This window comes from Pseudomonas syringae pv. coryli str. NCPPB 4273 (genome assembly GCF_000972175.1).
GTDB lineage: Bacteria > Pseudomonadota > Gammaproteobacteria > Pseudomonadales > Pseudomonadaceae > Aquipseudomonas > Aquipseudomonas syringae.
Map to the genome: position 1 here is coordinate 1 of NZ_AWQP01000025.1, position 19,155 is coordinate 19,155.

The following is a 19,155-nucleotide window of genomic DNA, read 5'->3' on the forward strand; positions in this document are numbered from 1 at the left end:
TGAGGGTTTTTGTTTGTCTGGGGTTTATCACTCTGCCGGGCTCACCTCATTACAAGGTAGCGGAATTAGCGCCAGAGACCCCCAGGGTTTAGTGAAACGCCCCCATCCCTGCCAGTCTGCTGCCCGCTCGCAGGTGGAAGCTGCGCAGCACTGGCAGGCTTCCGTCCGGCTGACGTGGCGCATCCCATCCCGTCTCCGAGACATCCTCAAAGTCTGCAGCGGTTACCGGCGTTGGCAATGTCCAGGAGTTGTGTGCCATATCCAGTCCTTCGGTGTTAACGGTCAACCGTCCCTTGTAGGCGATGTTGTTGAACAGGTTACCGAGAGGGATCAGCGAACCATCCGGGGCGATACCTGCCATGTTGTAGTTCACGCCATTTGCAAAAGCCGTGTTGTTGATGAAGTCCAGTGCCAGGGTATGGTGATTGGCATAGAAACCAGCGGACTTATTGTCGAAGGCAACGGAATTACGGACGATATGCTTCACGCCGTCAGGCACATACTTGCCACCGTATCCGCCCGCTTTGATGCCATTACCATTGCCGGCTTCAAGTTTTGTGCGCGTGCCAGGCAGGTAACCTTGCTGCCATGCCCATGAGCTTTCGATGGTCACTGGCGAAAAGGCATTGATCAGGTCAAAGCCGTCGTCGGAATTGGCCCACGCTCTGCAACCGCGGAATACATTACCTGGATGGCCTGCCTTGATATGTGCACCGAAGCCGTCTGCACTCTGACCTGCGCCGTTTGAGGTGTAAGGATCGTAGTTGTGGTGAGAGTCGGAATTCAGTACCAGGTTATAACCGCCGTTCTGAATGAACAGGCCTGGTCCCATGTTGTGATGCAGATTGAGTTGCTCGAAGATATTGTGGCTGCCGCTGTTCCAGATGCCCCATGACTCGTGGTTGAGATGGTTTTCGGGCTGTTGCGGCACGCCGGTCACCTCCAGACCCTTCAGGTGTAGCCAGCTACCGGTAACGTTGAAGCCTTTGACGCGACAATCGTCTTTCATGGCCGAGAAATCGAAAACCGGTGTTTCGCCCGGATAGGCCCAGTAGCGTATGGGGTTGTTTTCGCTGCCGCTGTTGTTCAGGGTGATGGCATTGACCGTGTCCGTACGGCTAGCGCAGCGGTTGATGCCGGCTGTGTAGGCATAGAGGCCGCCGCGAAAGTACACCGTGTCGCCGGCTATTGCGGCTTGCTGCGCACGCATGATGGTGCGCAACGGTGAGGCTTTGGTACCCGCAGCGTGATCATCGCCATTGGGGGCCACATAGTAGTCAGTTGCATGCGCTGTTGCAGCGACGACCAGCAAGACCGTCAGCAGTATCGTTCTCATGGGATCACTCCAAGCCTGCCTGGTGTAATCGTATGCGTGTTTGCTGCCCCTTATTATGAATTCGATGAATAAAGAGTCTGCTCGCCAAGGCCTGCAACAGAGCCTCACTCAATTCAAAGACAATAAAAAAGGCCGCATTCTCATGCGGCCTCCTGACGACAACTTACAGCGCTTACGATGCCAGTTCCGGGACCTCTGGTTTCACATCGTCACGACGCTGAATGTATTTCCAGTCCGCTTCATCAATGTAAATACCATTGGGTCCGCTGCCGCCTTCCAGGTCGATGGCAACGTGAGCCGAGACCTGTGGCTTCACGCTGGCCAGAATTGGAACGAAGCCCAGTTGCAGGCTGGTTTCCAGCAGGGCTGCCTGGTTCTTCTCGTCGATGTCTGCGGCTTCGTCGAGGTAGTAAGGCAAACGCACCCGACCGGCCTGGTCGCGATCCATCAAGTGCAACAGCAGGTACATGTTGGTCAATGCCTTGATGGTCATCGTGGTGCCGTTGGAAGCAGCGCCATCGATATCGGTGTGGATAACCGGTTGACCATTGACCTTGGTGATTTCGAATGCCAGCTCGAACAGGTCCTTCAAGCCCAACTGGTTGTGGTTGGCAGCCACAAGCCGGGCCAGATATTCCTTGGCTTCTTCGTTCTTGTTGTCCTGCTCTGCGCTCTGGCTCAGGTCGAAGACCGACAGCGTCTCGCCTTCTTCGTACTGCCCGGCGCTGTGGATGATCTGGTCGATGTGCTTGAGCGCTTCCTTGTTAGGGGCGAGCACGATACGGAAGCTTGCCAGGTTCGAGACCTGACGCTTGTTGATCTCGCGGTTGAACAGCGCCAGTTGATGCTCAAGGCTGTCATAGTCGCTACGGATATTGCGCAGGGTACGCGCGATATCCGTGACCGCAGCACGACGAGCCTTGCCCAGCGTAAGCGCTTCGTCGGTACGGTGTGCGTAGGCATTGATCAATAGCTGCAGGCGACGCTCCATGTCGTCCTCGCTGTCGAACTTGGCCACACCCTTGAGGCGAACCTGTGCGTACAGCGCTTCGATCTGTCCATCGCTGCGCAACAGACCCTGCCAGCTGTCCTGGTAGTCGTTGAGCAGCGGCAACAGGTTATCCATCGAATCGTCGATCGGGTCCATGAACGGTGTGCCGAACGGAAGATCCGCAGGCAGCAACTGACGGCGACGTAGCGCATCGTCCAGCGTACGTTGCTTGGATTCCATGTCGCCGATCTGACGTGCGATCAATTGCAGCTTGGCGGACAGTTGCTGCACGCGCTCGGTGAACGCGTCGCTGGAGCGTTTCAGTTCATCCTGAGCGGCTTCCATCTGCGCCAGTTCTTCCAGCTTGGTGGATTCCTCCGCGCTCAAGGTCTGGCAGCGGCGGAAGTCTTCAAGCGCTTTTTGCGCATCCAGCACTTGTTGATACAGCGCTTCGGTCTGGGTCTTGCTCGCCGAACGGTCGGCAGCGACAGCCTGCTGGGTTTTCAGCTGTTTGAGTTCTTTTTCCAGTCGCTCTTTCTGATCGCGCAATGCGGCGCGATCGGCCAGCGCCTGCAGGGCAGGAGGCTCGATGCTCGACAGGTTGATGGTCAGCCCCGGTACCGCGAACTGATCGCCCTTGAAGCCGTTCAGAATGGTTTCCAGCGACTTGACCCACGCATCGCCATCATCCAGCGCAATGCCTTGCTCACCCAACGGCAAGCTGAACAGTGCGCTATTGAACAGACGCATCAGACGTTCGACGTCCGGCTGGGAAAACTCTTCACGCAGACGGGCATAGCTGTTGTTGTCCGCATGATCAAGCTGTTGCTTGACCGACTTGAGGCGTTTTTCCAGATCGCGCAGGCGTTCGTCCAGGTCTTCGGCGCTGAACTGCCGGGACTGGGCCAGCGCACCGGCCAGCTCATCGTGAGCGTCCTTGGCGGCGAGCAGCTGTTGCTCCAGCACCTTGACGTCATCGACCAGCGCAAAACGATTCTTCAGTACCGACAGCTCGCCGACCCAGCGCTGGATGCTGCTGATCTCGCGCTCCAGGCGCATCAGTTCCTGAGTGCTGCTGCGCTGATCGTTCTGCATCTCATCCTGCTGGGCACGGTAATGCTCAGCCTGAATGACCAGCTCTTCCTTGCGCGCACCGGAGTAATCCGACCAGGTGCCGAGCAGTGAGTCGAGGATCGGTGACAGACGATGCAGTTTGCCGCGCAACACATCGCGCTGCTTGACGCCAGCGGCCAGCGCCTCGACCAGAGGGCCGGCCAGCACCAGCGAGTTGTAGTCCTGTTCCATACGCCGCACATCGCGGAAGGCTTCTTCACAGGCGGCAATATAGTCGACGCTGCCCGAACGCAGGCTGTGCTCGAAAGCATCCAGAAACAGCTGCTTGAGTTTGGCGGCGGTAATTTCACGCATGTGCAGCAGGTTGATGAACAGTGCGCGGAAGGTCTTGAGGCTCTGCTCGCTGGTGGAGCGCAAAGGGATCAAGGTCAGGTCCAGCGGAATCGACGTGTGGCCGCCGACCAGCAGACGGCGCAGTTCGTCAGGTTTCAGCTCGTAGGCTTTCAGGCCCTGGCTTTCCAGGTTGCTGAACAGCTCTTTCTGACGCAGGCAGGTGTCGTTCTTCTGGTAATGACCCAGATCCAGCTCGCCGGCATAGGCGAAGAACTGATGGCCGAAGCCGCCGCCCGGACCGCGACCCACGACACCGATGACATGCGGGCCGTGAGGCAGGGAGACTTCCACCAGAATGTAACTGGTGTCGGAGGCGAAGTAGAAGCGCCGCGATTGCTCCAGGCTATATTTGCCGAAGCTCATGTCCGACATGCGCGCCAGAATCGGGAATTGCAGGGCGTTGATCGAGGCGCTTTTGCCGAGGTTATTCGCGCCATATACCGACAGCGGATTTTCCAGCGGGAACAGGCCGAGGCTGTAACCGGCAGTGTTCAACAGGGCAAAGCGGCGGATGCCATAACGTTCCTGGCTCATGTGTCCATCTCCTGACGTTGCTCATCGGCGATTGCCCGGGCCAGTGCCTCTTCCTCGGTCTCTTCGCCGAATTCAGCCAGGTCCAGAGGGTCATCGGTTTCCAGCAGCTTCTCGTCGCTGTCGTCATCGATAAGCACAGGCGTCGGCAGCGGCAGGGCGCTATGCAGGCTGGCTGCCAGATCGCGGTCCTGTTGCACCGACAGGCACACATCGAGAAAACGGTGCATCGGCGGCAGGAAGCGGTAGATACCCACTTCCTCACTGGCAAAGCCCAACTGCGTCATGCGCCGCATGATCTTTTCTTCGAGCTCTTCCGGGGTCTGTACTTCAGCCTGGAGAAACAGGTCGCGGTACTTTTCCAGCATCGAAGGCAGCTCGTCGCGGCCCAGGCTGCCGCCGTCGAGTACCGACATGGGGTCACGGCCCTGATCTGCCAGATGTTCGACGAGGATGAAGGTGAACAGCGCCAAGCGCTGGGCGGTCTTGTTGACCTGCGCGGCAGCCAGTTCAGGCACGAAGTAATAAAAACCACGCGTGTCGCAGACCAGTTCGAAGCCCAGTGCCTTGAACAGCGTGCGGTACTGGTCCTGGCAGTTGGAGAGCTGAGCGTACAGCTCCGGGTCGCGGCGGCTGATGTGATAGCCCTTGAACAGCTCGCGAAAGATCGGCGCGAGCTGGGACATTTCGGATAGATCAAGATGCATGAACGGTGCTCTCGGAATGCTCGGCCTGCTCGTCTTTTGCAGCGAGCAGGGCAAAGGAGCGCAGGCTGACGCGGTGCTCCCGGGTGAAATATTCGCGACGCTCGAGGCGTTCACGGGCGAAGCGCTTGTCTCGCGACAGGCGCGAGAACCAGTAGAGCAGCTCGTCGGTCTCGCCGGTCGGCTCCTGCTCCAGCAACCAGACCATGAGGTCAGGCATCGGCAAGGCGTCTTCACAGCGTTCGAGCATCTCCTTGACCGTACGCGGTGCGCGTGGCGCCTGGCCCTTGCGGGTGCCGCTGGCCTTGGGGAATCTCGCGGGTTTGGGTTCGAAGCGCGCCAGGGCATACACGTAGGCCTCGACCTGGCTGGCACTGCCCAGGAACGTGCTTTGCGGACGGGTGAACATCGGCATGGCAGCCTGAGGCACTGCATCCAGCCCTTTGCGGCGAATCGCAGACAAGGCCAGCGCCGCGCCGCGGGTCACCGCGTTATGGCGACGCGCTTCTTCACGCAGTGGCAGCAGCAGTTCGCGCGCATGGCGCAAGGTCAGCTGGGCGCTGGTCTGCATTTCCAGAATGCGCGCGTGGGTACGCAGCAGCATATCGTCGTCGACCAAGTGACCGAGACGTTGTTGCTCGGTCAGCAGGCGCAGCAGGACGTTTTCGACCTTGCGCACGCCCTGCTCGAACGCACCGTCTGCGTTGACCAGTTGAATCATCGGCTCGACGTATTCGTCCCACGTCGCCAGCACTTCGGCGTAACGCTGGCGTAACGGGATCTGCCGGTCACTGGTCTTGGCCCGGTCGGCCACGGCGACCAGCGCCTGTTCGTCGTTGGCGAGCTTCTTGAGTACGTCGCGCACGCGCATGTCCAGCAGGCGCAGCTGTCTGGCCAGGTCGTTGGCGTCGCGAACCTCGAACGCGTCCTGAATGTAGCCGGCCAGTCGCTCCAGGTGGCGCAGGTAGGCTTCGATTTCCAGGCACAGGCCCAGACGGTGCTCGCGGCGCAGGTACGACAGGAAGTCATGGATCTGTGCGTTGAGCTCGAAACGGTTCGGGCTTTTCGCGACGGGCACCAGAATGTCCAGACGGATCCACACGTCCAGCAGATTGGTGATGTCTTGCGGAGTGCTGTCCTGCTGCTGAGCGCCCAGTTGCAGGCGCAGCTCGCTCAGGCTCAACGTACCCTGGTCGAAATGTTCGCATAAGGGCTCAAGGAGCGCCCAGTGCTCGGCAAGGGCGCGCAGAACGCGCTTGGGTTCGATCATCGTTAGGCCGACTGTTGGCAAGTGAAAAGCGGCAATTGTACTGCATCAGCCGACTGATATTTCACCTGCGGGCGATATGCTGCAGCGCAAAAAGGCGAACAACGCTAGAATTGCGCGCTTAACTTATCCACAGGTGGCTGACCCTTGCTCAACGAGTCCCGTCGCCGCGCTTATTTGACTGCCATGCAGGTGGTCAACTGGCTGCCGCGCACAGAACTGCCATTCGCCGCGCCGTCGCGTCCGCAACTGCTTGTGCCGTTGCCGCCGCCGGTCGAGGTGCAACGCGTCGCGCCTGCTGCTTCGCCAGTGGAGCACGCTGCGCCTGCCGAAACGTCGAACGTCGAGCCGATTGCCCGGCAGCCCGAGCGCCCGAGGGTCGAGGTGCCGCGCCCCTCACTGGCCAGCACGCGCACAGCGACCCCGGCCGCCGAAGAGGCCGAGCCGGCGCCGCCCAAGGCGCCGGTGATACCGCCACCGCGCTTTGCCCTGCAATTGTTGCGCGCCGGACGCTGCCTGTTACTGGTCGAACTCACCACGGGTCAGCCGTTTCAGAGCCGTGATCCGTCCTACCTGCTGCTCAAGGACATGCTGCGCGCCGCCGGTCTGCCCGACAGCCCGCAGATCATCGGCGAGCCCGTGCGCTGGCCGTTGCTGGTCCGCGGCCAGATGGACCAGGGCCCGGAAGCGGCGCGTGATTTCGTGCAGGGCTTCGTCGGCGCGCGGCTCGAGGACGAGCCCTGTGCCTGCCTGTGGCTGATCGGTCTGCCGTCGATGAAGTATGCCGGTGAAGCCGATGCCGAGTCTTACCACCGTGAACTGCAGATTGAAGGTCTGGGCACGGCTTGGGCGCTGCCAGGTCTTGAATTACTGATGGACGAGCCTGAGCGCAAGGCGGATGTCTGGAAAGCCATGCGTCGGCTGATGACGCGCTGGAAATCGATCGATGAGTGATGCCGTAACCTTCCGCCGCATGACCGAAGCCGACATGGACGCGGTGCTGAAAATCGAATATGCCGCGTTCAGTCATCCCTGGACACGCGGCATCTTTCTCGACGGGCTCAAGTCCTACGAGATCTGGCTGATGTTCGAGGGCGCGCAGCAGGTCGGGCACGGCGTCATTCAGGTCATCATCGACGAAGCGCACCTGCTCAACATCACGGTCAAACCTGAAAACCAGGGGCGGGGTCTTGGCCTGTTACTGCTCGACCACCTGATGAAGCGCGCTTACCAGCTCAATGCACGGGAATGCTTTCTGGAGCTGCGTGACAGCAACCGCCCAGCCTATCGTCTGTATGAAAACTACGGTTTCAACGAGATAGGCCGGCGTCGTGACTACTACCCGGCATCTGACGGCGGCCGTGAAGATGCAGTAGTGATGGCCTGCACGCTGCAGGACTGAGTGTCCGGATCAGCGCTGGTTGTCGTCCAGCGGGTCGATGAGTGCCAATTCTTCCTCATCCAGCCCGTTGCCACCGCCAATGTCATCTTCATCGACTACGGTCAGGTCCAGGTCCGCCGGGTCGCCATCGCCCTGTTCGGACGGTGAACGGGCACCGTCTTCACGGATCAGGGTTTCCGGAGACAGATCATCGTCAGTCGAATGATGATCATCAGTGGACGCCCCCGTCAGGCCTGCCTCACGCACGCGCTGATCGGGAATTTCATGTTGCAGCTCGCCTTCAGGGATAAGATCGCCGATACGGCCCGGTTCTTCCTCGTCGAAATCGAGTGTCTCCATAGAGCCCATGCGGTCTTCGTTATCGTCGATGGGTTCCGGCTCGGTAGCACCGAACGGGCGGCGTGAATCATTCATGGGAAATCCTCATTTCAGGTGGTCGTAAAAAGTGGACCGGCCATGACTTTGAAGATTCCTTTTTGTTGACCGACGAGCCTTGGTGAATTTTGCCAGTAGTGGCAAACAGGCGTGACTTGAAGGATTCGACTCCAGTCCAAGGCTGGGCATCATTATCGAGGCGTCAAAGCATGAACGAGCTACAAGACCTGATTGATAACAATGCACGTTGGGCCGATGCGATAAAGCAGGAAGACCCTGAGTTCTTCGCCAAACTGGCCCGCCAGCAAACCCCTGAGTTCCTGTGGATCGGTTGCTCCGATGCACGCGTGCCGGCCAACGAGATCGTCGGCATGCTGCCGGGTGATCTGTTCGTTCACCGCAACGTGGCCAACGTCGTGCTGCACACCGACCTGAACTGCCTGTCAGTGATCCAGTACGCAGTGGATGTGTTGAAGGTCAAACACATTCTGGTCACAGGCCACTACGGTTGCGGCGGCGTGCGGGCGTCCATGCAGGACCGCCAGTTCGGCCTGATCGACGGCTGGTTGCGCACGATTCGTGACCTGTATTACGAAAACCGCGAGTTGCTGGCCAAGCTGCCGACCGAGGAAGAGCGCGTCGACCGCCTGTGTGAATTGAACGTGATCCAGCAAGTGGCCAATGTCGGTCACACCAGCATTGTGCAGAACGCCTGGCACCGTGGGCAGAGCCTGTCTGTGCATGGCTGCATCTACGGCATCAAGGATGGCCGCTGGAAAAGCCTCGACGTGACCATCAGCGGTTTCGAGCAACTGCCGCCGCAATACCGTCTGCGTCCGCAGGACTGACAGCCGTTGATCGCCAGCCAGCCTGTTGTTGCAGGGGGGCTGGCGACGTTCAACCGATCACAGCACGAAACGCTGCACCATCAGGTTCAGATCCGTCGCCAGCATCGACAGTGCGTTGCTCGCGACGGTGGTCTGTTGCGCGCCTGATGCGGTCTGGCTGGACAGGTCGCGAATACTGCTCAGGTTGCGGTCCACCTCGGTTGCCACCTGGGCCTGCTGCTCGGCGGCACTGGCAATCAGCAGGTTGCGGTCGTTGATGGTGGCGGTTGAATGAATAATCACTTGCAAGGCTTCGCTGGTCGAGGCGGCCTGTTCCATTGTCAGGCTGGCCTGGGTCGCCGTGTGGCGCAGCGAGCTGGCGGTTTGCTGAGTGCTTTGCTGTACGCCGCTGATCAGCCCTTCGATTTCCGCGGTGGAGGCACTGGTGCGCTGCGCCAGTGAGCGGACTTCATCGGCCACCACGGCAAAGCCGCGCCCGGCTTCGCCTGCACGAGCCGCTTCGATAGCCGCGTTCAGGGCCAGTAAATTGGTCTGATTGGCAATTGCGCGAATCACATCGAGGATGCTGCTGATGCTCTGGGTACGCTCGGCCAGCCCTTGCGCCTGATGCGACGAGTCCAGCACGTTTTCGGTCAGTTCCTTGATCGACAGAATGGTTGCCGACAGCTTGTCCTGCCCTTGTGCTGCCGCCTGGGTCGACGCCTCCGATTCGGTCACGGTATTGCTGGCGTTGCCTGCCACCTCGATGGCCGCCTGACTCATCTGATTGACCGCGACAGCGGCCTGCTCGATTTCAGTGTTCTGCAGCTGCAGATTGAGCGCACTGGCTTCGGCGATGCTGCCCATCTCCTGAACCGACTGCGACAACTGCGTCGCCGCTGCGTAGATCTGGTCAATCGTGCTGTGCAGGTTGGTGCGCATGCGCCCGAGGGTGATCAGCAATTGCGCGGTTTCGTCCTTGCCGTCCGGTATCGGGTGCTCGCTCAGGTCGCCATCGGCAATGGTGCTGGCGATGTGTAGAGCCTGCCGCACCGGATGGATGATGCTGACGCTCAGGCGCCAGGCCAGCAACAGGGTCAGCGCCAGAACCAGGCCGATGGCGCTCAGCGCGATGATCCGCGTTTGCTCGTAGCTGGCGCTTGCGGCCTCTACAGCGGTGGCCGCACTCTGTTTGTTCAGTTCCCGCAACAGTTGCACCTGCATGTCCATCAGGTCGCCTTGCAGCGAGAGCATGGTGTTGGCCAGCATCCTGGCCTCGTCCAGCTTGTTCTGCTCGATCAGCGCGATCTGATCCTGCAAGCCGGGCATGAAAGCCTTGTAGGCATCCTGCAACGCAACAATCGAGTCATGCTCAGTGCCCGACTGAACGCGCGCGAGGTATTCCGAGAAGCCTTTCTCGACCTCGTTCCTGAGTTGTTCGACATTGATCTTGCTGTTGATGACGGCACCCGGATCGTCGGCGTTGGCGATCAGACGGGTGGTTTCGCTGCGCAGTTTGACCAGGCCGATGGCGATGGCATCGGCGGTGGCGATACTGGGCAGGGCGCCGCTCTCGACCGCCTCGCCCTGGGTACGAATAGCCTGCATCTGCAACAGGCAGAACGCGCCCAGCGCGACCATCAGCAGAGAGGTGACGGCGAAGCAGATCACCAGGCGCAGCGTGATTTTGAAGCGGCGCAAGAGTGTTGTCGTTGTGGCTTGCCGACGTAAGAAACGAGGCATCAATCTTTTCACGGCACACAACCTCTATAAACACACGGACCTTCTCGGAGAGCCGTTTATAGGGCAATTGTGTGATGTCTTTATGACATCTAATGAATGATGGGTGGGCAGCCGACGATTCATGGCTGAGGGGGAGCAACTTCCTCCATCAGTTCATCCAGAAAGCGCTTGACCCGGTGGTGCCGGACTTTCGCCAGCTGTGCGCCGGTATCGGTCTGAAAACCGTCGGCCAGGTGCAGCAGCTTGGTGTGGAAGTGGTCGACAGCGAAATTTATGTCGTCGTAGGGGCGCTGGCTGGCATACGGATCATTCGGGTCGTAGAGCGCTCTGCCGAGCCGCCCTGATACGTAGAAGGTGCGGGCCACACCGATCATGCCCAGCGAGTCGAGACGGTCGGCGTCCTGCAGTATTCTGGCCTCGAGGGTCAAGGGCGTGATCGCCGCCGAGAAGCTGTGCGCTTCGATGGCGTGGGCGACGGAGGCGATGCTCTGCTCATCCCAACCCATCTCGGTCAACAACTCGCGGGCCCGCGTCGCCGCCAGTCGCGATGCGCTGGCGCGAAACGGCGAGTCTTTCTCGACCGAAGCACAGTCATGCAGCAGCGTTGCCGCAATCAGGATGCGGGCATCGCCGCCTTCACAGTCACGAATGGCGCAGACGTTCTTCCAGACACGCAGCAAGTGCGAGACATCGTGCGAGTCGTCGATTTTCTCTGCGTGGGTGTGGGGTATCAGCAGGTTGGCCAGATCCTCGAAGGGGGTGAAGCTGGCGGCGGTCATGCGGCGGTCCTCGGGGGGGGGCTGGTCAGGCATCAGCATTACAGACAATGCTGCCTGATAAAACCCCGTCACTGATCAAGAATATGGCTGATCTGGCCGGCAAGCAGCCCCGCACCCCGTGCGTTGAGGTGGTTGAAGTCCTTGTAGTACGAATGCAGGTCGCCGATCAGGCATTGTCTGTCCTTGCAGAAGGCGTCATCCAGCGTGATCAGGCTGATGTGTTGCGATTGGCTGGCACGCAGGAACAGCTGGCGGGTGAAACGCTGCAACAGGTCGTGTTTTTCCACCGGCACCGACAGTTCGCTGACCCGCTGTAATGCCTGCGCATCGTCTTCCGAAGCGTCCCGTGCCAGGCGGTAATAGAGACTTTCAGGGTTGATCATTTGCTGCGGCACCTGCGCAACGATGAACACCTCGGCGCCGATACTGCGGTAGGCCTCGATCGTGTCTTCGAGGGCCTGGCTGAATACTCTGCGCGAGGTTTCGCGGCTTTTCTGCGGATCGGCGCGTGAGGTCAGGAAATATTTGCTCATCGTCCTTTCGCTGTAATCGTCACCGGTATAGAGCGTCCAGCGCGCCACCAGCACGACCTTTTTGATCCGCTGCCGCTTCACGTAGTCGAATTCCCGCTCGGCCAGCGCTTCGCAGACCCCGGCAGCGTAGTTGCCGTTGGCCACGTCCACGCCGAGCAAGGGCAGGCAGCCGCCCAGGCCGATATGCGCGAGGGTTCTGCCCTGATCCCGGGCGGCAGCGTCGAACGTCGATAACAGCGCTTCGGAATGGCTGTCGCCGAACAGCGCGATGTCCGGTACTGCCTCCTTGTCAGCAAGGCCGAACAGGCAAAAATCGACGTTGCCGCTCTTGCCGTCCAGAGGCTGGTCGCATTTGTCGCGTATCAACGGGTCGGCGAATGCCTGATGCAGCTCCGGGTCGACAGCGAAGCGCTGGGGAAAGCCGTTATTCACATAGCCGACCAGCCCCAGCGCGACAAACAGCGTTGAGGCAGCACCTGCTGTGGTGAAAATCTGACGACGATTGAAGGTGCCGGCCTTGCGAAACGGCTGCTCGACGAAACGCCAGCTCAGCCAGGCCAGCGCCAAAGACACAAGGGTAAGCGCCAGCATGAGTGGCAGGCCTGGCTCATTCAGGTTGTACTGGCGGGCAAAGGCAAAGACCGGCTGATGCCACAGGTAGGCGCTGTAACTGAGCATGCCGATCGCGACGGGCGCGCGTGAGCTCAGGGCGCTCCCCACCCAGGTCTTGCCATGGGCGAAGACGATGATCAACACCGCACCCAGCACGGGCACCAGCGCGTTGAGGCCGGGGAAGGGCGTGCTGCTGTCGAAACCGACCACGGCATAACCGATCAGCGAAATCCCCAGTAAAGTCGCCGCCTGATCGACAACGCTCGCGCGCCCGATGCTGCGCGGTCGCCAGGCAAAGTAGAAGGCGATGAACGAGCCCGCCAGCAATTCCCAGGCACGTGCCGGCAGCAGATAAAACGCGTTGCTGGTGGCTTGATGGGCGCCCAGTTGCGCCAGCGCCAGGCTGGCCAGGGCGACGAACATCAGCAGCCCAATCAGCCGCTTGCGGCCCAGGCCCCAGGCCAGCATCAAGAGCAGTGGGAAGAACAGGTAGTACTGTTCCTCCACCGCGAGCGTCCAGGTATGCAGCAGAGGTTTGAGTTCTGCCGTGGCGTCGAAATAGCCGCTTTCCAGCCAGAACAGCACGTTGGATGAAAAGGTCGGCACCGCCACCAGACTCTTGGCGAAGTATTTCAGGTCAGACGGATCGAGCGTCAACCACGCGACAGGCAAGCAGATCAGCATCATCACGAACAGCGCCGGCAGGATGCGCCGCGCACGTCGTTCATAAAAGTTGATCAGCGAGAACCGCCCTCTGATCTTCTCCGCGAGGATGATCGAAGTGATCAGATAGCCGGAGATCACGAAGAAGATATCGACGCCTACGAATCCGCCGCTGAACAGCGGCAAGCCCGCGTGGAACAGAATGACCGGAATGACCGCGAGCGCGCGCAGACCATCGATCTCGGGCCGATAGCCGAGTGCCGGATTGTGAGGGATGCCCATGTGATGTGCTCATGCAGTAAGTGGCAAGAGACGGTAAATGCACGCTGCAATAGCTACCGCCAGCGCGAGGCGCAGGGGTCGTGTAGGAAGAAGACGAAGGGAGGTTGCCGGACAGAGCGTGCTGTATTTTTTAGTTCAGGTCTTCGCTTCTGTCCAATGACTGAAGCAGGTTTATGACGACAGATCAGTCTCTTCCCACCTGAAACGGGAAAAGCCCTTTATAATGCATGGTTTTACCCCTCCTCGATGCGAGAACCATTGTGAGCTTACCGTCCTGCCCGAAATGCAATTCCGAATACACCTACGAAGACGGCAGCCTGCTGATCTGCCCGGAATGCGCCCATGAATGGTCTGCCGACGCCGCTGGCGCCGATGCGTCCGATGACGTGAAAGTCACCAAGGACTCAACGGGCAACGTGCTGCAGGACGGCGACACCATCACGGTGATCAAGGACTTGAAAGTCAAAGGCTCCTCGCTGGTGGTCAAGGTCGGCACCAAGGTCAAGAACATCCGCCTGGTCGATGGCGACCATGACATCGATTGCAAGATCGATGGCATCGGCGCGATGAAGCTGAAGTCGGAGTTCGTCCGCAAGGTTTGATTCTGCCGGGCAATGGCTTTAGCCTGAACGCCTCGCCGGTCCTTCGACTGGCGGGGCGTTCATGTTTCCGGGCGCGCCAGGGCTGTTTTTCCTGAACAGGTGAATACCGTGCCGAACACCCCCGCCCCTTATTTGAAACCCGATGAATGTGTCGTGCTGTTCGATGGCGTCTGCAAGCTGTGCAATGGCGTGGTGAAGTTTCTGATTCGCCATGATCCGCATCAGCGTCTGCGCTTGGCCGCCGTGCAGTCGGAACAAGGTCAGGCATTGCTGAAATGGGCCGGGCTGCCGCTCGACGATTTTCATACCATCGCGGTTATCGTCAACAATCGGGTATTCGTACGCTCGGACGCCTTTCTGCACATCATGGGGCTGTTGCCCGCGCCGTGGCCGCTGCTCAAAGTGCTGGGGATTTTTCCGCGCTTTCTACGCGACTGGGCCTACAACCGCATCGCGCTCAACCGATATCGCCTGTTCGGGCGCTATGATCACTGTCTGTTGCCATCACCCGAACACCGGCAGCGCTTCCTTGACGGCTGACGACCGGCGGTCATTTGTAAAGTCTGTCAGGTACGCACGGGTTGTGATCCACTCTTGTGGTCCGTAGAATTCGTGTCATCTGGCTTCACTCCCCATATCCACAATAATCCACTTTGCACACTGCGCCCGATTCAGAAGGTCGAGCGGAGCGTTTTTGCGTTGGTTTTTCAGTGGGGCGAGCCGCGGTTTTGCATACAGGTGTCAGGCGTGCGTGTGCACGCGTGGCGGTCGGCCTTCGGGTCGGAACATTTTCAGGGCGTTGTGATTCTTGATAACTTCACCTCCAAACGAGCAGGCAGGTAGCTGGCTTGGCGTATTCGCGCTGGCCTTGGCGGCCTTCATTTTCAATACCACCGAGTTCGTGCCGATCGGTCTGCTGAGTAACATCGGCCAGAGCTTCGAAATGACCCCGGCCCAGGTCGGGCTGATGCTCACAATCTATGCCTGGGTTGTGTCGCTGATGTCGTTGCCGATGATGCTGGCGACGCGCAACATCGAGCGCCGCAAGCTGCTGATGTTCGTGTTCGGGCTGTTTGTGGTCAGCCACGTCCTTTCCGCGATCGCCCCCAGCTTTGCGATCCTGCTGGTGAGCCGGGTCGGTATCGCGTTTGCACATGCGGTGTTCTGGTCGGTCACGGCGTCGCTGGCCGTGCGTATCGCACCGCCCGGCAAGCAGGTTCAGGCGCTGGGCCTGCTGGCGACCGGTACGTCGCTGGCGATGGTGCTGGGCATTCCGCTGGGCCGCGTGCTGGGTGAAGCCCTGGGCTGGCGGACCACCTTTCTGGGCATCGCCGGCATCGCTGCGCTGGTAGTCTTCCTGTTGGCTCGCGCGCTGCCTTTGCTGCCCAGCCAGAACTCCGGCTCGTTGCGCAGCCTGCCGATCCTGTTCAAGCGCCCACGGCTGATGGCGATCTACCTGCTGACTGCGATCGTGGTGACCGCTCATTTCACCGCCTACAGCTATATCGAACCGTTCACCCAGACCGTGTCCCGGCTCAGCGGCGAAATGACCACGATCCTGCTGCTGGTCTTTGGCGGTGCCGGGATCATGGGTTCGATCATCTTCAGCCTGTTCAGCGACCGCTTCCCCAACGGGCTGTTGATCACCGCCATTGGCACGCTGACCCTGTGCCTGCTGATGCTGTTGCCGCTCTCAGGGGATGCCGTGACGCTCGGCACGCTGACCATTATCTGGGGCATGGCGATCATGTGCTTCGGCCTGACCTTGCAGGCGCGCGTGCTGTCGCTGGCACCCGATGCGACCGATGTGGCGATGGCGCTGTTCTCGGGCATCTTCAATATCGGTATCGGCGGCGGCGCGCTGCTCGGCAGCGTGGTCAGCAGCCATCTCGGGGTTGCCAATGTCGGCATCGTCGGCGGCCTGCTGGCCCTCGGCGGGCTGGGGTTGTGCTGCTATACAACGCATCACTTCGGCAAGGTGCGGCCTGCTGCCGAGATGCAGGCCGAGAGCAAATAGGCCGCGCATAAAAAAGCTCGCTGACGCGCAATGCGTTCAGCGAGCTTTTTGGTCTGGCTTGCAGGTCAGGCTTTAAGCCGACCCAGCCACTCCAGCGACGTTCTCCAGATACAAATACCCAGGAAATACGCCGACATCGCCAGCCATAGCCCCATAACTACCGGGCCGTTGTGCGGGTGGTTGATGATCAGCAGTGCGCTGGACAGCAACCATACGGTGGTCACCGCGATATTGAGCGGCATGAAGCGGCGCACGCGGAACGGGTGCAGGAACTTCATGCGGGTCATGGTCAGCAGCGCCAGGGCGATGATGGTGATGAACGTCAGCCATGGGGCCGGTGACAGAATGTAGAGGCACAGTGCAACGACGTTCCAGGCGGCGGGGAAGCCCTGAAAGTAGTTGTCCTTGCTTTTCATGTCGACGTTGCAGAAACAGAACAGCGACGAAACCAGAATGACCGAAACACTCAGCAGCAGCGTGTAATCCGGCACCGGTATATAGCGGTAGATGAACAGTGCCGGGATGAACACGTAGGTCAGGTAGTCGATGACCAGATCCAGTACCGAGCCGTCGAAGTGTGGCAGTACCGACGTGGTGTTGACCTTGCGAGCCAGTGAGCCGTCGACTCCATCCACGATCAGGGCCGCGCCCAGCCACAACAGGCAGGCTTTGGGTTCGTTGTTGAACAAGGCAATGGTCGCCAGGAACGCAAGGACTACGCCGGTGGCGGTGAAGCCATGTGCCCCCCATGCGTTGAGTCTGGCTATGCGTTGATTGGTTATCACGGGGGCGCTCTCCAGGAAGTAATGCTTGCCAGGGTGTGCCGCAAACCTGACCGGTAGCAACTATCGACCCGGCAATTGCCGATAAGTTTAGCGGTGACTATCCCTTGTTTCCCGGTTGTTTTCCAGAAAGCCACGCTCTTCGTCTGATCGCGGGTCTCTGTATTCTTCCGGTTCGACGAAACAGGTAGGCGCGTCACCGTTGGCATTGAGTTGGTTGATCAGGGTCGGTTGGCCCTGTTCATTGAACAGTACCTGCCCGACACCTGCCGAGTTCCATAAGCGTTCACCGGCCTTGCTGTGCTCGGGCGTGCGCGGAACAACCTTCATCAGGCGGCGCTTGGTGAACCAGTTAAGAGGTGAGCGGGGAGAGTATAACCAGCGATTCAGCCGATCAAAAGTGTCGAGTAGACGACGGGGGAATTCATTCTTGATGCCACTGCTGGTGATCTGCCAGATGTGAGGCCCGCCGCTGCGCTGGCGAATCAGGATTTCGTAGACGAACGAGTAATGCACATCGCCCGACAGGATCACGTAATTGCCCGGGGTTCTGGAGTGGCGAAAGATGTTCAGAATCACGTTGGCAGCACCACGGTGCGCCATCCAGTTCTCCGCATCGACCAGCAACGGATAGCCGCACCAGCTGAAGATACGTTGTATCGCCTCGATCAACTTGACGCCGAACACGGGGGCAGGCGAGACGATAATCGCTGATTTATGGTCGATCAGCTCCTGTTGCAGTTCACTGAGCGCTTCCCAGTCCAGCAGGCCGGACGGGTGATTGAAGTTCGACTCGCTGCGCCAGCGCCGGGTTCGGGTATCCAGTACCACCAGTGCCGGGTGGGTCGGCAGCACGTAATGCCATTGCTGAAACTTCAACAACTGATCAATCAGTTGGTCCTGGGCCTGGCTGTCCAGCCAGTTGTCGTTCGACACGGCGTCGCTGCTCAGGGCATGAGCCTGTTTGACCAGCCCGTTTAGTGCATCCGGGTTATTGCCCCAGCCCTGGCACAGCAGATAAGCGAGCAGGGCGTTACCGATGATGCGCTTGGAGAAGGGATGGCCGTACGCGGTTTGCTCCCAGTTCGCCGACAGGTTCCAGTCATCGGTGATGTCGTGGTCATCGAAAATCATCATGCACGGCAGATGCGCCATCGCCCGTGCTACGCCGCCCAGGCCCTCGGCAAACGCCTCGACTAAGTGCTGCTCCCTGGCGTAGCGCTCGACTTCCCCGTCTTCCAGTTGCGGCCTGCCGGGTTCGATCAGGGTCCAGGGCGTGGGTGACCAGACCAGCAGGTACATCGCCATGACTTCCGCCAGGGTGACCAGATGGTTATCCGCTGTGCTGCTGGTGAATACCGGCTTGCTGGTGCCGCCGAAGAAGCGCTCGCGCAGTGTGTCGTTGCTTTTCAGGGCCGGCAGCAGGTCGGCACGCTGGTAATAGCTGGCCGGATGCGCATAGAGACGAGGGCTGTCATCGACGATGGCTCCGTCGAGTCGCTCGTCGAACAACCCCAGCCGCTCGATCAAGACATGGATGGCGCGCAGCATTGGCCCTGCGACATCGTCGGCGTAGATCTGATCGCCGCTCATCATCAACAGCGCAGGGCGTTGCAGCGGCTCCTTGATGTCGGCCAGCAGGCGGTCCACGCAAAGCAGACCTTCGGCCGCGCTGTGGTGCGGCTTGCGGCACGAGCCATGCAGCAGGTGATCAATGCTGCTGCGCACCACGAAGTTCGGATAGCGGTGGCCCTCGTACAGCAGGTGCGGCGCCCACTCGGCAATACCGCCTTCGTCCTCCACAAGCAGGTCGTAATCGATCCAGGTGTCGCGCGGCAGTTCGGCTTCCAGTTGCAGGTCGATCAGGTGAATGAACGCATGGCGCCCAATTGCGATGACCTGACATTGCCGGTCGTCGAGTACGTAATCGTTGAAGCCCGCAGTGGAGTCATCAGTAGCGGCATGACGCAGGCGCACGGTCAGGCGCAACGGACGAGACCCCACCAGCCACAACACCAGGCGGCTGGCTTCCTGACGGCGCAACAGCGGGCCGGCAAGGATGGACGGCAGCGAAGTGAGTTGATCAAAGGAAGAAGCTGACATCCTGACTCATGGCTCTGTGGGATATAGGCGGGGATGGTAACGCAACAGGCCTGGAAAGTTCTTGTTACACCACGCGAACGCGTGTTTCCGGACATTGCAGACCATGCAAAACGGTGCGCTCAGCCTTACTCATATGAAG

The 19,155-nt window shown here is 59.9% G+C and carries 16 protein-coding genes; 6 read left to right on the forward strand and 10 right to left on the reverse strand.

Going from position 1 to position 19,155, the window contains the following annotated elements; translation table 11 throughout:
- Positions 1-88: 88 nt before the first annotated feature.
- The 4 genes from P406_RS12615 to mksB all read right to left on the reverse strand — a co-directional run bounded on the left by P406_RS12615 (position 89) and on the right by mksB (position 6,299).
- Entirely contained in the window at positions 89-1,336 is a 1,248-nt protein-coding gene (locus tag P406_RS12615) for a right-handed parallel beta-helix repeat-containing protein (protein WP_046236342.1), read from the reverse strand.
- A gap of 172 nt (positions 1,337-1,508) precedes the next feature.
- Positions 1,509-4,328, reverse strand: coding sequence for an Mks condensin complex protein MksF (mksF, locus tag P406_RS12620; RefSeq protein WP_046236343.1), 2,820 nt, complete (start codon positions 4,326-4,328; stop codon positions 1,509-1,511).
- Positions 4,325-5,032, reverse strand: coding sequence for an Mks condensin complex protein MksE (mksE, locus tag P406_RS12625; protein ID WP_003319438.1), 708 nt, complete (start codon positions 5,030-5,032; stop codon positions 4,325-4,327). The genes mksF and mksE overlap by 4 nt, the downstream gene beginning before the upstream one ends.
- Complete coding sequence (gene mksB, locus P406_RS12630; RefSeq protein ID WP_003404706.1) at positions 5,022-6,299, reverse strand: Mks condensin complex protein MksB; 1,278 nt, start codon at positions 6,297-6,299, stop codon at positions 5,022-5,024. The genes mksE and mksB overlap by 11 nt, the downstream gene beginning before the upstream one ends.
- Before the next feature lie 144 nt (positions 6,300-6,443).
- Between mksB and P406_RS12635 the strand changes: the two genes are divergently transcribed.
- Complete coding sequence (locus P406_RS12635) at positions 6,444-7,250, forward strand: hypothetical protein (protein ID WP_046236344.1); 807 nt, start codon at positions 6,444-6,446, stop codon at positions 7,248-7,250.
- Positions 7,243-7,698, forward strand: a complete 456-nt coding sequence (gene rimI / locus P406_RS12640; RefSeq protein WP_046236345.1) for a ribosomal protein S18-alanine N-acetyltransferase — start codon at positions 7,243-7,245, stop codon at positions 7,696-7,698. Before P406_RS12635 ends, rimI begins: the two co-directional genes overlap by 8 nt.
- Before the next feature lie 9 nt (positions 7,699-7,707).
- Here rimI and P406_RS12645 read toward each other — a convergent pair whose 3' ends face one another.
- Positions 7,708-8,112, reverse strand: coding sequence for a hypothetical protein (locus tag P406_RS12645; RefSeq protein ID WP_046236346.1), 405 nt, complete (start codon positions 8,110-8,112; stop codon positions 7,708-7,710).
- A gap of 170 nt (positions 8,113-8,282) precedes the next feature.
- On the opposite strand from P406_RS12645, the gene can reads away from it, so the two are divergent.
- On the forward strand, positions 8,283-8,921 hold the full coding sequence (gene can / locus P406_RS12650) for a carbonate dehydratase (RefSeq protein WP_003345939.1): 639 nt from the start codon (positions 8,283-8,285) through the stop codon (positions 8,919-8,921).
- Positions 8,922-8,978: 57 nt separating this feature from the next.
- Here can and P406_RS12655 read toward each other — a convergent pair whose 3' ends face one another.
- The 3 genes from P406_RS12655 to P406_RS12665 all read right to left on the reverse strand — a co-directional run bounded on the left by P406_RS12655 (position 8,979) and on the right by P406_RS12665 (position 13,512).
- Positions 8,979-10,643 carry a methyl-accepting chemotaxis protein gene (locus P406_RS12655; protein ID WP_046236347.1) on the reverse strand — a complete coding sequence of 555 codons (1,665 nt, stop codon included), beginning with the start codon at positions 10,641-10,643 and terminating at the stop codon, positions 8,979-8,981.
- A gap of 119 nt (positions 10,644-10,762) precedes the next feature.
- On the reverse strand, positions 10,763-11,422 hold the full coding sequence (locus P406_RS12660) for an HD domain-containing protein (RefSeq protein WP_046236432.1): 660 nt from the start codon (positions 11,420-11,422) through the stop codon (positions 10,763-10,765).
- A 68-nt stretch (positions 11,423-11,490) separates the two neighbouring features.
- On the reverse strand, positions 11,491-13,512 hold the full coding sequence (locus P406_RS12665) for an acyltransferase family protein (protein ID WP_046236348.1): 2,022 nt from the start codon (positions 13,510-13,512) through the stop codon (positions 11,491-11,493).
- Between the two features lie 257 nt (positions 13,513-13,769).
- Between P406_RS12665 and P406_RS12670 the strand changes: the two genes are divergently transcribed.
- The 3 genes from P406_RS12670 to P406_RS12680 all read left to right on the forward strand — a co-directional run bounded on the left by P406_RS12670 (position 13,770) and on the right by P406_RS12680 (position 16,131).
- A complete protein-coding gene (locus tag P406_RS12670) occupies positions 13,770-14,114 on the forward strand; it encodes a zinc ribbon domain-containing protein YjdM (RefSeq protein WP_162234464.1) in 345 nt (114 codons plus the stop codon).
- A 108-nt stretch (positions 14,115-14,222) separates the two neighbouring features.
- The gene (locus tag P406_RS12675) at positions 14,223-14,654 is read left to right on the forward strand and encodes a thiol-disulfide oxidoreductase DCC family protein (RefSeq protein WP_046236350.1); all 432 of its coding nucleotides are present in this window, start codon (positions 14,223-14,225) and stop codon (positions 14,652-14,654) included.
- A gap of 268 nt (positions 14,655-14,922) precedes the next feature.
- A complete protein-coding gene (locus tag P406_RS12680; RefSeq protein ID WP_046236351.1) occupies positions 14,923-16,131 on the forward strand; it encodes a sugar transporter in 1,209 nt (402 codons plus the stop codon).
- A 65-nt stretch (positions 16,132-16,196) separates the two neighbouring features.
- Here the strand turns inward: P406_RS12680 and pcsA are convergent, their stop codons facing one another.
- Together pcsA and P406_RS12690 are read right to left on the reverse strand one after the other, a co-directional pair.
- Entirely contained in the window at positions 16,197-16,916 is a 720-nt protein-coding gene (pcsA, locus tag P406_RS12685; RefSeq protein ID WP_003404730.1) for a phosphatidylcholine synthase, read from the reverse strand.
- 87 nt (positions 16,917-17,003) lie between these two features.
- On the reverse strand, positions 17,004-19,016 hold the full coding sequence (locus P406_RS12690; protein WP_046236352.1) for an alkaline phosphatase D family protein: 2,013 nt from the start codon (positions 19,014-19,016) through the stop codon (positions 17,004-17,006).
- Positions 19,017-19,155 lie beyond the last annotated feature (139 nt).